We start from the raw sequence: 15,358 nt of genomic DNA on the forward strand, positions 1-15,358 counted from the left end.
ATCTTAAGAAAATGTAGATTATTTCTAAGGTGTTTGGGATGTCGGTACATCCAATAGAATATAGATACTTCACCCCTGAAATGAAACAGGTATTTACAGAAGAGAATAAGCTCCAAAGGTGGCTTGATGTAGAAGCGGCACTAGCCAGGGCGCATGCAAGTTTGGGAGATATTCCAAATGAGGCGGCGGAGGAGATATCAAAAAAGGCCTCATTAGAATATGTGAAACTTGATAGAGTAAAGAAATTGGAAGAAGAAATTCACCATGACGTCATGGCTATGGTGCAGACCTTATCTGAAGTTTGCGAGGGAGACTCTAAGAAATATGTGCATTTAGGAGCAACCAGCTATGATATCGTAGACACTGCTTGGGCTCTCATTCTAAGAGATGCGATAGAAATAATTTTCTCCAAACTGACCTCCCTAAAAAAAGTTTTATTAGACCTAGCCTCCGCGCACAAAGAAACAATATGCATAGGGAGAACACATGGACAACACGCGGTTCCTTTTACCTATGGAATGAAGTTTGCCATTTGGGCCAGCGAAATAAATAGACATCTTGAAAGAATTGAGCAATGTAAAGATAGAGTTTTAGTGGGAAAAATGAGTGGAGCAGTGGGAACAATGGCCAGCTTTGGTAAAGGGGGATTCGATATTCAAAGACTCGTGATGCAAGACTTGAAAATAAAAGAAGCTGAAATAACCAATCAGATAGTTCAACGCGACGGTCATGCGGAACTAATCTTCTTGAATGCCTTAGTAGCCGCCACTTTGACCAAAATCGCGAAAGAAATTAGAAATCTGCAGAGAACCGAAATCGGCGAAGTTTTCGAACCTTTCACCAGAAAGCAAGTAGGTTCGTCCACTATGGCCCAGAAGCGGAATCCACACAGATCAGAAAGGGTCTGTGGAATCTCCCGCGTTATACTAGCATACACTATACCCACTCTAGATAATGCTGCACTAATCGAACACGAAAGAGATCTAACAAATTCTTCCAATGAACGCATAATATTCCCCGAATCTTTCATACTCTTAGACTATATTCTAACCGAACTCACCTCCATACTGAAAGGATTAGAATTTAACCACCAGAATATTCAGAAAAACCTTGAACTAGAGGGTGGTCTCTATATGACCGAGAACGTAATGATAAAACTGGTAGAGAAAGGATTGGGAAGGCAGGAGGCCCATGAGCTTCTTCGCCAATTAGCAGTAAAATGCCGTCAAGAAAACATACCATTAATGAAAGCCATACTCACTCATCAAAAACTCAAAAATCTTTTAACCGAAAAAGAATTGAAGAATTGGCTAGATCCTAAACAATACATTGGTACCGCAATAGAACAAGTAGAAAAAATTGTAGAAAAGCTCAAAAAGTGACTCTCTAAAGGCGATCTAACCAAAAATATTTAGATGTAAATAATCTGGGAGCGTAATTATAGACTTTTTCTAGTCGTCTCTTTCGTCTTTATATGCCTCTAAAAGAATTTCAGTTAAAAATTTGACCTGTGGTTTACCACCCATTAATTTTGAGGTTACTCCGAGCACTGCGTAACATCCAGTGCAGCTTGTCACCACTATATCCACATCTTTATTGTTAATTTCTTCAAAAATTTTTTGTAAATCCTCCATACAACAAAGTTTCGATGGAACTAAGCTTATTTGCAATCCCTCAATTCTATCTAGAAGTTCGTGGTTACTTTTCAGATTTATCTTAGCACCGGGCGCTAAATCTCTCTGATACCTATAACATCCCTCATAATATGCTATGCTTTTATTCAATTTCGGTATTCCTTTCATGGTTTCGAGAAGTAACTCTGGAAAAAATAAAATACTCATACCCTCATACTCGTCGCCGAAGAATCGATTATACAGGTAAGCACAAACACAGCAAAAAGTTACTATAGCTTCTGAACCCAGTTTCTTTGCTTGTTTAAGATTGTTTTCAATAAACTGCCTAGAATATTCTTCTAATTTCGGTCTATCCTCTTTCGGTATTTCTCTATAAGCAAGATTTCCGCAACAATATTCTTTTTTAAGAAAAGTATAATCCACGTTAAAAAGCCCTAACAATTCTATGAAATCTTTAAAGGGCTCAAATAAACCAAAAGGATTAGCACAACCCGCTATAATAGTATATTTTGCAGACTTGTCCATGTTTAGCCCTAAACCATACTTGAGTAGATAGTGTCTCTGTTTACCCGATTCGAGTATCGAACCCTGAGACATTATACGATTTACACTTTCTTCCATCTTCTACCACTCCTAAAAAATGTATTAGGAACGTTTCTTTCAAAATTCTTTTAAAGCTTATCAAAGATTTGTGTTTTAGATTAAAATTATTTTTTAGAGGTCTGCAGTTGCCGGACGAGTTATTAGTTAAGGACACTATTTCCCAAAAATTTGTGGAGCTGTTTTCCTTTGAGAAATTTAACCGTATCCAATCTGCGGTTTTACCCTCAATTCTGAATACTGCTGAAAATATTGTAGTGTGTTCTCCAACAGCTAGTGGTAAAACAGTTATTGCAGAGCTAGCAATGATTAGGCAACTCGCAGATTCGGGAAAAATACTTTACCTGGGACCATTAAAAGCTATAGCATACGAGAAGGAAGAAATATGGGGAAAAATATTCAGCAAACTTGGGTATAAAGTGTATGTAACCACAGGCGACGAAGAAATCTCTCCTTACGAAGCTAATACTTCAAAAATAATTGTCTCTACCCCCGAAAAGTGGGACAGTGCAAGTCGAAAATGGAATAAAAGAGAATATATTTTTGTAAATAATATATCACTCTTGATTATTGATGAGGTACATCTTTTGGACTCAGATAATAGGGGAGGAGTATTAGAAGCAATTGTTTCTAGAATGAGACGCTTGTCGGAAGTTAATGATAGACCTTTGAGAATAATTGCCCTTAGCGCTACGATGCCAAACTATAGGGAAGTGGCTGAATGGATAGGCACGAAAGAAGATTTTACTTTTTACTTTGATTCCTCCACCAGACCAGTCCCACTCTCCATTGGTGTGTACCCGTATAATGAAACTGAAAACAAGTTCTATAACATGTACCTACGGCTTTACAAGGCGTTAGATTTATCAAAGTGGGTACTAGCTGAGGGCAACCAGGTCCTGATCTTTGTAGCTAGCAGAAGAGACACCAGACTCGCTGCTAGCAAAATCGCAAAAGTTTGGGAGGAACAGGCAATCTCCTACTGCACACCGGAAGAATTGTTGGAGCTCAAAAAAATTTCTAACCAAATCCGGAGCACGCGATTAAGAGAAGTGTTTGGTAATGGTGTAGCCTTTCACCATGCTGGGCTGAGTCCCGAAGATCGATTATTAGTCGAGAATTCTTTTCGAAATGGATTATTAAAAGTATTAGTTTCTACGAGCACCTTGGCTTGGGGTGTTAATCTCCCGGCGAAGGTTGTAATTATAAGAGACACTCACGTCTATGATACTTTGAGGGGAGACCGAAAGATTAACTCTTTAGACTTGCTGCAAATGCTTGGTAGGGCGGGTAGACCCCAATACGACAAAGAGGGTATAGGGTGGGTAATAGTAAGGAGCGAAGATGCAGAAAAATATAGAACTTTACTACTCAAGGAAAGAGACCTTGAGTCAAGACTGCTAGAAACCCTTTCAGAACATTTAAACGCCGAAATAGTTTTGGGAACAATTGAAAGCGAAGAGGACGCTTTAAACTGGATAAAAACCAGCTTTCTCTACATCCGGGAGAAAAATCGTAGAGGAGAAGCAGCACTAAAATTTCTTGAAGACGAGATCCGAAGTAAAATTCTATGGTTGGAGGAACATGGATTTATAATTAAGAAAAACAACAAGTTTAAGGCCACCAAACTCGCGGAAATCGCGTGTAACTACTACTTAGATCTAGAAACAGCTGAACTCTTTCACAATGAAATTAAAGAAGTTTCTGATGAAACTGGTATACTCTTCCTAGTTTCAAGAGCTAAAGAGTTTGAAGACATCGTAGTCCGAAGAATTGAAAAGAAATTTCTGAAAACCGTGCTTTCAAACTTAGAAAATCATCATACAGAGAAACTGAATGAGCCTCAGGAAAAGGTGCTTGCAATACTTATCTCCTATCTTAAACAAATCAAAATCTTGGAAGATCTCAGAGCCGATTCCTGGATAATTAAACAGAACGCCCTTCGTCTACTCTCGGCACTAGGGCGATTTGCCACAGAACTTATGACGGAAGACATTTCAAGAATTATAAGATTACTAACCTTCAAGCTTGAGAAGGGAGCGCTTGATGAACAAATTGAGTTAATACAGGTACCAGGAATAGGACCAAAAACAGTGGATCTACTCATAAGTAAGGGTATAAGCACTCTAGATCAACTTATGCAAAGCTCTGCATATGATCTGACAAGAATAGGACTTCCACCCAAAACTGGAAAAAAGATACTAGAAGAAGCAAAAAACCTACCAAAAGCAATGGTAAGCGTTAAAACAAATCAAATCCTCAAATCTGAGGACATTATAGAACTCCAAACCACAGTTCAAAACAGCGGAAAACCCGGTCGGTTTCAAATATCAATCTGGCTCAACAACAAGGAGATACTAAAAAAATCCACCACCATATCAAAAGACACACCATGGACACTCCCACTGAAATTAAACATCTCAAACACTCCAATTGAATGCAAAATAAAAATAGATTATCTAGATATATTCAGAGCTCCTGAAACACTACAAACACACATAACGCCACCCGCCATAGCTCCCAAAAATTTAAAACAAGAATCCAACCTATTAGAAATAATTTCTGAATCAAACCAGATTACTGCAAAAACTAATGAAACCCCTCCTAACCGTAGTACAAAATACAATATTAAATCAACCGAAAAGCCTCAACACAAAAAAAGGCAGTTTACTCAGATCTAAAAGGCTACACCACACAAAAAGAGCAGGAACCACTAATCCAAAGTGCAGAAATAAAAAAGCAAAAAACGTCAGAACTTCCGAAACAAATAGTTGGAAAATGTAAAATCTGCGGAGAAGAGCGTTCGCAAAAGGATAATAAAAATATATGCAAAGAATGCAGAACCACATACAAACTACCAAGAAATGCAGTTATAACCAAAAAGAAATGTGAAAAATGCGGACTCCTAATGTTCAAAGCCGAATACGTTTCCCACATTCAAGCATGCATTGACAGAATCTGCGAAAACGCCGACGAAATCATACAGAAAAAATTCAAAATGAAATGGATTTTAAATGCCCAAACTGTGCTGATTCTCTAATATTCCTCAGGAGAAGAGGACTTATAGCGGACTGTGAAAATTATTACAAAGGATGCAAAATCTACCTTCAAACTTCCCACCACAGGCGTGTTACTACCCCAGAAATGCTCAAAATGCTATCTACCACTGGTAAAATTAAAAACAAAAGCTCGATTTCTCGATACAAAATGTGAATTTGAATAAAATTTTAGAAAAAAACATATGAAAAAATTCCAAAATTTTCCTTCAAATTTGAAGAATTATATTAATAATATTATTTATTTTTAAATAAAAACACTTATATTTCTAATACTCATAAAATATAAACTTAATATACATAACTATGAATACCCTCTTATGTAAAAAACATTAACTTCGACATTTACCGTAAACCCATATATGAAGACTGAAAATATTTAAATTCATTTCCACATCTACTAGCTCCAAAAACAAATAAAGGAAGGTAATGAAAAATGGGCGAAAGAACAACTGGCGTATTGATTGGTGGCATAATAGCACTTATCGGAGCTCTCTCAGGACTTTGGATAGGTTTAGCATTACCCGCACTAACACTTCTTGGTACAATTACAAACCCCGCAGTAGCGATATATGGCATTATTGTTTTTATACTCTCTATTATCGCTGTAGTACTTAGCATCCTAATAATCGCCGGAAAATATATCAAGTGGAGCACAATCATAGTTCTAATCATTGGAATCATATCCCTCCTCGGATTCATGGGCGGGTTATTCGGTGTCATACCTGGTATTATTGAAATCATTGGTGCTATTATCGCTATGGCAACTGGCGCTCTAAAGTAAAAGTAAATAAAAATCGATTATATAACACACTTTTTTATTTTTCTTTTTTTAAAGTAATCCTTAACTTACGAGAAGGCACTAACTTTTAATCAAAAAAGTATTCTCTCGTAAAAAGATAGATATTCTCCTTATTTTTTAATTCATTAAAAGAGTTTAAAAATGGTTTGTTTCATCGTTTTATTATGGTTAGTTCATTTAGGAAGCCAGTAAGAACACGTACTTCGACTTCTGATCTTTATGAAATTGATTCATCTTACACTCGTTTCGATCAAAAAAATGAGATGTTTGCCAGAACAACTTGGGATACAAATATTTCCTTTAATAAATCAGTGGACAATATTTTGGATATAATAGACAGAAATATTAGGGAAAACTTTCCCGGATTCACTTTTAAAGATTATGCTCTCATGCAAGGTGCATGGACTCTGACCACTGCTTCAGAGTTTGAAACAGGGAATATGGGGCTTCTCTCCTGGAAACCTTTAAGCTTTGAGAAAAATCCTACCAGTGTTAAACTTTTTCAGGCGTGGAAAACGGAGAAAAATAATTTAAATCTTCAAAAATTGCGTGAAAACCCGGATAAAATGTCAACGATGGTTAAGAAAGCCGCTAAGACTTATGGGGCGGATCTAGTTGGTATTTGTGAACTTGATCATAAATGGGTTTACTCTCACCACTGGGTTAGGCCAGACAATGCGCACAAAAAAATCGTGTTTAAGAATGTGCCAGAACCGGATGAAACAAGTGAAGAATTTATTATTCCCTCAGATGTTAACCATGCGGTGGTTATGGCAATAGAAATGGATATAGATTTGTTACATATTTCCCCCTCCCCTCTGTGTGAGGTTACAACGGGTTTGGGATATTCTAAAATGGTGTTTCTGTCAGCCAGTCTTGCGGAATTTATTCGAGGTTTAGGTTATACCGCAATACCTTGTGCTAACGATACTGCTTTGAGTATTCCTTTAGCCGTATCTGCGGGCTTAGGTCAACTGGGAAGAAGCGGATTGCTAATAACCCCCGAATTCGGCCCCGCAGTAAGAATATGTAAAGTGCTCACCAATATTCCCCTTAAAAACGATACGCCTATAGACTTTGGAGTAACTGAATATTGCCAAAACTGTAGAAGATGTGCAGAGATCTGTCCAACCGAAGCCATCTCCTTCGGAGAAAGAACCAAAGAGCCAACCAGCATTTCTAACAATCCGGGAGTACTAAAATGGCCTATCAATCCTGAAAAATGCTTAGCATCGTGGAGAAAAAACGGCTTTTCATGTTCTAATTGTATCGCAGTCTGCCCATTTAATAAGGTTCAAGGATATAAAAGTCTAGCAACCGAAGATGGTAACCCCGAGCAATGGTGGGGCTAATTAGATAAACCAATGAGAAAAAAGTATACAACCTTCTTTGGTTGGCTTATTCTCAAAAAAGTTTATAATCCTTTTAAAGCAAATCTCAAACAGAGCCAGAAAAAAGTAGATACAGGTGGCTAACCTTTGACTATGATAGTTAGAAATTACATAAGTAAAGATAATGAGCAAACAATGAAACTTATGGAAAAGCTAAGTAAATATGTTGGCGTAGGCTTTGATCCTAAAAAATGGAAAGACTCTGATAAACTGCGATTATTCAGTCCTGGGCTTCGAAGACAAACCCTTGTGGCAGAAGAAGAGGACAAAATAATAGGTATGGGAATGATCGAAGCCAGATTAGAACCGTCAGGAGAAATGGTGGGTTATTTAAACAATTGGATAGTAGACCCTGAACATCAGGGAAGGGGCGTCGGGAGAATTCTTGCAGAAAAAGCGCTAGAAATTCTAGAAAAAATTGGAGTAGATAAAATCCGAATAAATGTGGGTATGAGAGATAAGGATCGAATTGCAAAATTAGTATGCCCAATGGGTTTTGATCCCGTTTTTATTACATTCGAAATGGAAACAAAAAAAGAAAAATAATTCCCTTACAAATATTTGATTTTTCAAGAATTTATCATACACTAAAAAGTATTCGAAAGCCTTTAATAAAATATATCCTAATTTCCTGTGGGTGAAAATTTTGAAGGTTAGCTTACCGCAAATGCCTTGGTATGGCGACACCACCTTAGAATTAGAAATTCCCAACGAATGGGACGTGAACGTGTGCGGCATGGGTGGCGAAGGAAAACCCGCCTTGAACAGAGACCAAATTCTTTCAACACTAAGAAACCCGATTGAAACTAAACCTTTAAGTAAGCTAGCGGAGGGCAAGCAGGAAGTCGTAATAGTTTTCGATGACATGACCCGCCCCACAAAAATATCCGAAATAGCTTCCCTGGTTATTGAAGAACTAAAAAAAGGAGGAATAGGGGAAGACCAAATTAGATTTATTTGTGCAAATGGGGCTCATGGAACCTTCAATAGAGAAGATTTTTCTAAGAAGCTCGGAGAAAAAATAGTCGAAGAATACCCGGTCTTCAACCATAATCCCTACAGTAACCTCAACTATCTGGGACACACCAAATATGGAAATCCTGTTGAGGTAAACGCCTAGGTTATGGCTTGTGACCTCAAGATTGGAATAGGAGGAATAGTACCTCATCCACAATATGGTTTTGGAGGAGGAGGCAAAATCGTTCTGCCCGGAATCACAAGTATAAGAACTATATCCTACAACCACGGAGACTTGGGTGGATGGTCTACTGCTCAAAACTACCGGGAATTACATCCTACATGCCAGCTTGCATATGGGAGACTCAACGATGAGAACATTATGAGACAAGACGCTGAAGAGACTGCCAAGATGGTGGATATAGATATGGTAATAAACGTCCTAGTAAACTTCAAGCGAGACTCGACGGACATCTTTGCAGGAGATATTGTAGAAGCTCAAAGAAAAGGCGTCCAAGAAGCTATGATCCACTACCGAGCGCAGATGCCCCAAACCCCGGACATAGTGATTTCAAATGCATACTCTAAAGCTAACGAAGCAACCATAGGTATATGGCCAGTTATAGCAATGAAGGAAGGAGGAACACTAGTAATAGTCTATAATACTCCCACGGGACAAGTACCACACTACGTTGTAGGAAGATGGGGAATTAAAAGGATCGGAGGAAACCGGTATATCCCCCCCTCAAATATACTTGACCGAGCAGGAAAAATAATAATCTTTTCCAAGTACCAAGATAAGCAGCCCTGGCTGGAAATGTCTCCTCCCGAAAAGACCATTAAACTTAAAACATGGGAGGAAACACTTGAAGAGCTGAAAAACACCCATAAAGGAAAACCCAAAGTCGCAGTTTTCCCCGATGCAACCATACAGAAACCTTTCTAAACAGAAACTATACTTCCCATTTTTATTTAATATAACAAGACAACTTCAAGAAGCTCACTAAACACAATCAGATGTAACTTATTTTAAATCCAAAACATTTTAGTTTCTATTCCTTGGTGGCGATTAGAATGCTGCGCTAAATAGACTCAGACCGCTCAACCTTAGACTAAAAAGGAGAAGTCTTTCTACTAATGGGAAATGAAGTGGTGGCAAGAGCTACACTCCAAGCTGGAGTAGTTTATCCGGTATCTATTTGTGGTCTTAATTTCTTGTGTTTGATTACCTTTTTATGTCGGTTATTTAATAATGATACAAAAAGATGTTTAAAGAACTAAAGCAATTGGTGGTTTGGCTACACTACTGACAAATATTGGCCCCTTTTAGCAAGATAAGAAAAAAACCTACTGTGATGATTGGTGTAATTTCACGAAAAGGAGGCGACTTTTAAGTGAAATCAAGTATCAAAGAATTGCTCTCTAAGCGTCAAAGACTGGAGTTATCTGATCCAAATTTTAAAAATGCTGCGGTTTTTCTTCTTTTATTCAAGAGAGATAGCGAGTACTACATTATTTTCACAAAGAGAAGTAATGAACTCCTATATCATAAGGGGCAAATCTCTTTTCCGGGGGGAGCATTTGATGAGGAAGATGGGACTTTGTTGAATACTGCTTTTCGGGAAACTTTTGAAGAGGTGGGCTTAGAAAAGGAAAATATTGAAGTTTTGGGAAAATTGGATGATATTGTTACTTTTACGAGTAAGTATATTGTCACCCCATTCGTTGGTTTTTTGAAGCATGCACCAGTTGGTTCGTACAAAATCAATAAGAATGAACTTGAGCAAGTCATTGAGGCTCCCTTAACTGCTTTACTTGATGAGAAAAATTTCTGGGTGGAGTTACACGAATACTTTGGGCAAGAGGTTCCAATTTATTTCTACGACTATAACGGGCACGTAATTTGGGGTGCCACCGCCATGATACTAAAACAATTTCTAGACCTGCTAAGAAATGATAATGAATAGATAATCTATATGTTTTCGTAATTTTTTTAGGTTGAGATTCTTCTGTCCTTGGGGACAAAGTTTATGACTTTTCTATTCTTCAGCTTACCGCAACCTAGGTAGTAGTTTCTCCACTTGAGAATTACGTAACCGCCGGCTTCTGACTCAACTTGTAAGTCTTCTCCCTTCATCCATTTTATTGCTTGGTTATAATCGATTTCTAATATGTTCTTCTTTACTTTTTTCCCTATTAACTGAGTGCCTTCAATCGATAATCTTAGTCCATCCTTTTCGAGTCTTCCAAAGTAAAAGCCGTAGTGTATGATATCAATAGGTTGTTTTTCTAATTCTGTGCATTCTTTATATGCGTAGATTTTTCTTTTGCCCATTTCTTTAAGTTTGAAATCTATTTTAGTCCCAAATCGTTCTTCTATCTCTCTGGATATTTTTGGGGTGATGTCTTTTTCAGACATTCTTTAATCCTCCTTGACGATTTTTGCCACAAAGAAGCCCTCTGTGTCGTTGTCCTGAGGATGGATCCTTAGGCATTTTTTAACTTGATTATCGAATTTCTTTCCCTCGAATTCGGTGAATGGTTTTGTTTTTCTTAAAGGCAAATTTGTCTCGATAACATTGGCGTTTGTTTTTGATACGAGATAATCAATGACTTCCTCGTTTTCGGGGGGCTCCAAGGTGCAGGTGGAGTAAACCATTATTCCTTCCGGTTTCAATGCTTGGTAGCCTGCTAGAATCATTTCCTTTTGTAGTCTTGATTGGGATTCAACTATATTTTTGCGCCAAACCTTTAGATACTTAAAATTCTTTCTTATCATGCCAACATTGGAGCAGGGCGCATCGAGAAGCACCCTATCAAATCTGTTTTCGAATCTTTTAAAGAATCTTCCATCCTTCCCTGTAACCCACGCGTTTAGAATCCCACTCCTTTGAATGTTCAAAATGAGAATATTTAACCTATTTTTCTTGATATCATTTGCAATCAAACAGCCCTTGTTTTTCATATACATTCCAATATGAGTGGTTTTACCACCCGGAGCTGCCGCCATATCGAGCACAAATTGTCCTGGCTTTACTTCAAGTACAACTGGGGGAATCATGGAGGATGCTTCCTGAACAAATATCAGACCAAGCTGGTACTCAATTGTATTACTTATAATCACCTCGCTAAAACCCCTCTTGGGGTAAATAAAGTATCCTTCAGTGCACCAAGGCACTGGTTTAAAGTCAAAATTCTTACCAAGATTTTCCAACACATCCTTACCACTTACTTTAAGAACATTTACCCTGATACTCTGTCTCAGAGGCTTCAACATATACTCTAAAAAACTCTTGGAACAATCGATTTCCTCGTATCTTTCAAAAAACTCAGGATTTAATTTCCTCAACTCATCCAAATTTTCTTTAGAATAATTTTGAGGGACTGCTGCTTTTTGTTGTGAAGATGAAAAGTTTTTTGGCGACATTTGGATGACCATACACAACTGAAACTATTTAAAGTTTCATTATTAGGAGAGCTTACAATCAGCCTTTAAATAGATAAAACATAGCTATTAAATTTATATCGGGTATATGTCCAAAAATCTAATACTATACTTTTTTTCTACAAGTGTCTTGTTGTGAAAAGTTTGCCTTCCAAAAGACGATTTTTATTGGTAATAAGCACCATTTCTTTTGTAACTGTGTCGGCTGAGATGGCTACCTATTCCGAGTTGGAGGATATTCTTTCCTCTCCTAGAGGGTTCTCAAATAAGTTGGTTTCACTTTAACGCTGCTAAGATGGCTGATTAGGAAGTTGGTGATGCTCAGAAGGCTAATTTATTCTTTTTCAGGTGTAGTCTTAGAGGCCGGAGTTCTAACTGTTAGCATTGGGTTTGTGGAGCAGACAAAAATGGAAAAGATGCAGGATGTGTAGGTGGATTTGAAAGTCTGGGATATAGGATAAAACTGGGTTAAAAAGAGCCCTAAAATGTTTTATATTTCTTTCATTATTTGGTAATTTTTATGTTTTTAATTTTACATTATCAGAAAGAAATTTAGGTTAAGACGTATATTTGTAAATTAAGAATAATGGATGCTAGGTTCAAGTGAAAAACCATGTCGGATCAGATTATTGAACTTGGTGAAGAGGAAAAGCAAGCCCTGTCTTTGATTGCCCAGTTTTCAATGGGTGAGCGTCAAAAAACCATTAGCGGAAGGTTACAGAAGGTTTACCGGATTTGGGTAAGCGGTAAAGCTAAAATAAGCCCTGATGAAGCAATAGATAACCTTGTTGAAAAGGGAATGGTATCCCGTACCGAAACAAATTGGATATGTCTAACTGAATTGGGGAAAAAGTTCATTAAAAAACTGGGATTAACTTAATATTTCTTTATCTTTTCTAATTTCTTTGTCTTTTATGTATCACTTATAAAAGTCTATTCTTTCTAACTTTTTTCCATTTCTTCTTTTAGCAATTTATGCATTTCATCTTTAAATTCTTTAAATTTGGATTCCGTTTTTGCTTCTACAGTAACCCGGATTAATGGTTGGGTGTTTGAGGGTCTAATTAGTGTCCAGCCTTCCTTATGGTCGACCCTTACACCATCCATTAGGTTGAGTTTATACCCCCTCTTTTCTAGTTTTTCCTTAACTCTTTTTACCACTCGGAATTTTTTCTCGTCGGGGCATTCTATAGCTTCTTCTATCATAGGGTATTGCGGAATTTCATCTACCAGCTCGGATAGTGATTTGTTTTGATTGGATATGATCTCTGCTAAAAGTAGACTGGTTTGTATTCCATCATCAAAGGGGTAGAATAAATTGGAATAAAAGTGTCCCGATGGTTCTATGCCGAATACTGCGTCATGTTTTTTGATTGCTTCTGTCATAAAAACATCGCCCACCCTTTCATAGACAACCTCTTCTCCCAGGGCTTCCACTTGTTCCTGCACAATCAGAGAGCTTGAAACATTAACTACAATTTTCCCCTTTTTCTTGGAAAGAGCATCTCTTACGAATAGCACACCCGCAACTTCTGGTCTTACTATTCGTCCCTTATTATCTACAAAAACCGCCCGGTCAGCATCTCCATCGTAAGCTATCCCCATATCTGCACCACTATCCCTAGTAATTTTTTGTAAATCACCAAGAGTTTCTTCACGGGGATATGAATCTCTGCCAGGAAAAGTTCCATCAATCTGAGAATTTATGGTAAAAATCTTACAGCCCGCCTTTCTGAACAGCTGAGGCGCCACAATGGAGGCTGTTCCATTTCCAGGATCAAGAATTACGCTTAGTTTTCTTTCTAATGATATTCTTTCTAACACGTACCTAAAATACTCAGAAATAACAACTTGTGTGTTAATAGTCATAAATTCCCCTAGTTTATTCCAAGGGCTTTTAACAAAATTACCTTTAAAGTAAATTTTTTTTATTTCCTCATTTTCTTTAGAGAAACCCGTACCATCACTGTGTCTAAACCTTAGACCAGTAAATTCCGGAGGATTATGTGATGCGGTGACCATTAATCCTGCTTTCGGTTTATTTTTCCAGCAATAGAAATTCAACAAAGGAATGGGAAGTAAACCGAGTGAAGTTACATCACAACCAGTGGAACATATTCCTGAAGATACCGCGTTTTCCACTATTCTTGAGCTGGTTCTAATATCTCTTCCAGTAAATACCAGTCCCTGCCCACCAAGGTACGTTCCGAAAGCAAGCCCTATCCGAACCACGTTTTCCACATCAATTTTCTCATTGAAAACAGCCCTTATATCGTAAGCACGGAAAATGTTTTCAGACATTTCATTCCCTCAATAACAAAGCACTTTTCTTATATTGACATTATGAAGCTAACCGATTATAATTATATTTTGCTATTTTTGACTTCATAATTTTATATATTCTCATTGAAATTTTTAATTTTTAGATAATCTAAAACTTTAATTTATTAACTTTCTCAAAATAGTTTGAATATCAATTTGGTGATGCAGTAAAACATATAACTCGAACAAACTACTGGCAAATTAAATGGTTAAAAAACTATGAGGCAAGAAAATAATCTAAAAATTGCACCATACCATTATTCTTCCTACAATTTAAAAAAACGAGAAAGATACGAAAATTATCAAATATTAATAGTAGCTACTTAGTGGGATATATTATGAACTCCTTAATAGAGGATCTGGAGGCATTAATAAACGAAATTGAAAAGACCAATTATATAAAATATGTTGGTATTTTAGGTTTAAATGGAAACGCGATAATTTCACGGCTTCCTCCTGAGATACTTGATATGGTACAATCTTTGCTCCTCTATTTAGGAGTTATAGATATCTATAGCTTAACTGCCCAAATCCGGGATCTTAACATTGGAATTTCTCGTTTTCAGGATCACATCTTGATTCTTATTGACCAGGGAGACGTTGACTATTTACAAAAGGTTCTGGATAGCTCCGCTAAAAAATTTAAAAAATGTTTAGAGAAAGAAATAGCAAAAGAAAGAAAACCTCGTATAAAGGTCTACTCTGGACCTCTCAAAACTCCTCCTAAGAATCAAATACCGGTATTTGAACCTCTAGTTGAAATGCCTCAACAAACAGAAATGACTGTTTTCTCAATACCTGTAAAGAAAATATTTACCCTAGAATTTCTTAATAACAAAATGTCTGAAGACCTAACATACAAATATGGAGAATGGGTGGTAGACCTGCTTTTAATGATCGATGGAGAGAAAAACATCGGCCAACTAACAAAGGCTCTGAAAAGGGACATAAGCGAGGTTATAATGGTTCTCGAAGAGCTAATAAAAAATCGGGCAGTAGCAATTAAGCGGTTGAAACTTAATAACATATAATAAACTTTTAAAAATTACTATAATTCTATGATTTGCTTTTTAAAGAAACTCATAATTAAACCAAACTGGTTCTGGTACTAAATACGGTTGGTGGGTCTGATTAATATTTTGCTTTTCGTC

13 protein-coding genes and 1 pseudogene are annotated in these 15,358 nt (G+C 37.1%); 10 read left to right on the forward strand and 4 right to left on the reverse strand.

Going from position 1 to position 15,358, the window contains the following annotated elements; translation table 11 throughout:
• Positions 1-38 precede the first annotated feature (38 nt).
• Positions 39-1,382 carry an adenylosuccinate lyase gene (gene purB / locus ACUVXA_RS05725; protein ID WP_445870285.1) on the forward strand — a complete coding sequence of 448 codons (1,344 nt, stop codon included), beginning with the start codon at positions 39-41 and terminating at the stop codon, positions 1,380-1,382.
• A 69-nt stretch (positions 1,383-1,451) separates the two neighbouring features.
• On the opposite strand, the gene ACUVXA_RS05730 is transcribed toward purB, so the two are convergent.
• On the reverse strand, positions 1,452-2,255 hold the full coding sequence (locus ACUVXA_RS05730; protein WP_445870286.1) for a heterodisulfide reductase-related iron-sulfur binding cluster: 804 nt from the start codon (positions 2,253-2,255) through the stop codon (positions 1,452-1,454).
• 107 nt (positions 2,256-2,362) lie between these two features.
• Here ACUVXA_RS05730 and ACUVXA_RS05735 point away from each other — a divergent pair, with 107 nt between their 5' ends.
• From ACUVXA_RS05735 to ACUVXA_RS05765, 7 genes and pseudogenes are all read left to right on the forward strand, one after another.
• Complete coding sequence (locus tag ACUVXA_RS05735; RefSeq protein WP_445870287.1) at positions 2,363-4,915, forward strand: DEAD/DEAH box helicase; 2,553 nt, start codon at positions 2,363-2,365, stop codon at positions 4,913-4,915.
• A gap of 227 nt (positions 4,916-5,142) precedes the next feature.
• Entirely contained in the window at positions 5,143-5,274 is a 132-nt protein-coding gene (locus ACUVXA_RS05740; protein WP_445870288.1) for a hypothetical protein, read from the forward strand.
• A 452-nt stretch (positions 5,275-5,726) separates the two neighbouring features.
• Positions 5,727-6,074 (forward strand): hypothetical protein, encoded by a 348-nt coding sequence (locus ACUVXA_RS05745; RefSeq protein ID WP_445870289.1) that lies wholly within the window; start codon positions 5,727-5,729, stop codon positions 6,072-6,074.
• A gap of 341 nt (positions 6,075-6,415) precedes the next feature.
• A complete protein-coding gene (locus tag ACUVXA_RS05750) occupies positions 6,416-7,444 on the forward strand; it encodes a reductive dehalogenase (RefSeq protein ID WP_445870290.1) in 1,029 nt (342 codons plus the stop codon).
• A 132-nt stretch (positions 7,445-7,576) separates the two neighbouring features.
• Positions 7,577-8,029, forward strand: coding sequence for a GNAT family N-acetyltransferase (locus ACUVXA_RS05755; RefSeq protein WP_445870297.1), 453 nt, complete (start codon positions 7,577-7,579; stop codon positions 8,027-8,029).
• A 121-nt stretch (positions 8,030-8,150) separates the two neighbouring features.
• Positions 8,151-9,386: pseudogene (locus ACUVXA_RS05760) on the forward strand (lactate racemase domain-containing protein).
• A 448-nt stretch (positions 9,387-9,834) separates the two neighbouring features.
• The gene (locus ACUVXA_RS05765) at positions 9,835-10,407 is read left to right on the forward strand and encodes an NUDIX hydrolase (RefSeq protein ID WP_445870291.1); all 573 of its coding nucleotides are present in this window, start codon (positions 9,835-9,837) and stop codon (positions 10,405-10,407) included.
• A 26-nt stretch (positions 10,408-10,433) separates the two neighbouring features.
• Here the strand turns inward: ACUVXA_RS05765 and ACUVXA_RS05770 are convergent, their stop codons facing one another.
• Positions 10,434-10,859 (reverse strand): methyltransferase RsmF C-terminal domain-like protein, encoded by a 426-nt coding sequence (locus tag ACUVXA_RS05770; RefSeq protein ID WP_445870292.1) that lies wholly within the window; start codon positions 10,857-10,859, stop codon positions 10,434-10,436.
• Between the two features lie 3 nt (positions 10,860-10,862).
• Positions 10,863-11,867, reverse strand: a complete 1,005-nt coding sequence (locus tag ACUVXA_RS05775) for an NOL1/NOP2/sun family putative RNA methylase (protein ID WP_445870293.1) — start codon at positions 11,865-11,867, stop codon at positions 10,863-10,865.
• A gap of 631 nt (positions 11,868-12,498) precedes the next feature.
• Between ACUVXA_RS05775 and ACUVXA_RS05780 the strand changes: the two genes are divergently transcribed.
• Positions 12,499-12,765, forward strand: a complete 267-nt coding sequence (locus tag ACUVXA_RS05780; RefSeq protein ID WP_445870294.1) for a hypothetical protein — start codon at positions 12,499-12,501, stop codon at positions 12,763-12,765.
• A 62-nt stretch (positions 12,766-12,827) separates the two neighbouring features.
• Here ACUVXA_RS05780 and glmM read toward each other — a convergent pair whose 3' ends face one another.
• A complete protein-coding gene (gene glmM, locus ACUVXA_RS05785; protein WP_445870295.1) occupies positions 12,828-14,186 on the reverse strand; it encodes a phosphoglucosamine mutase in 1,359 nt (452 codons plus the stop codon).
• A gap of 359 nt (positions 14,187-14,545) precedes the next feature.
• Here glmM and ACUVXA_RS05790 point away from each other — a divergent pair, with 359 nt between their 5' ends.
• The gene (locus ACUVXA_RS05790; RefSeq protein ID WP_445870296.1) at positions 14,546-15,238 is read left to right on the forward strand and encodes a hypothetical protein; all 693 of its coding nucleotides are present in this window, start codon (positions 14,546-14,548) and stop codon (positions 15,236-15,238) included.
• Positions 15,239-15,358 lie beyond the last annotated feature (120 nt).

Source organism: Candidatus Jordarchaeum sp. (assembly GCF_052745115.1).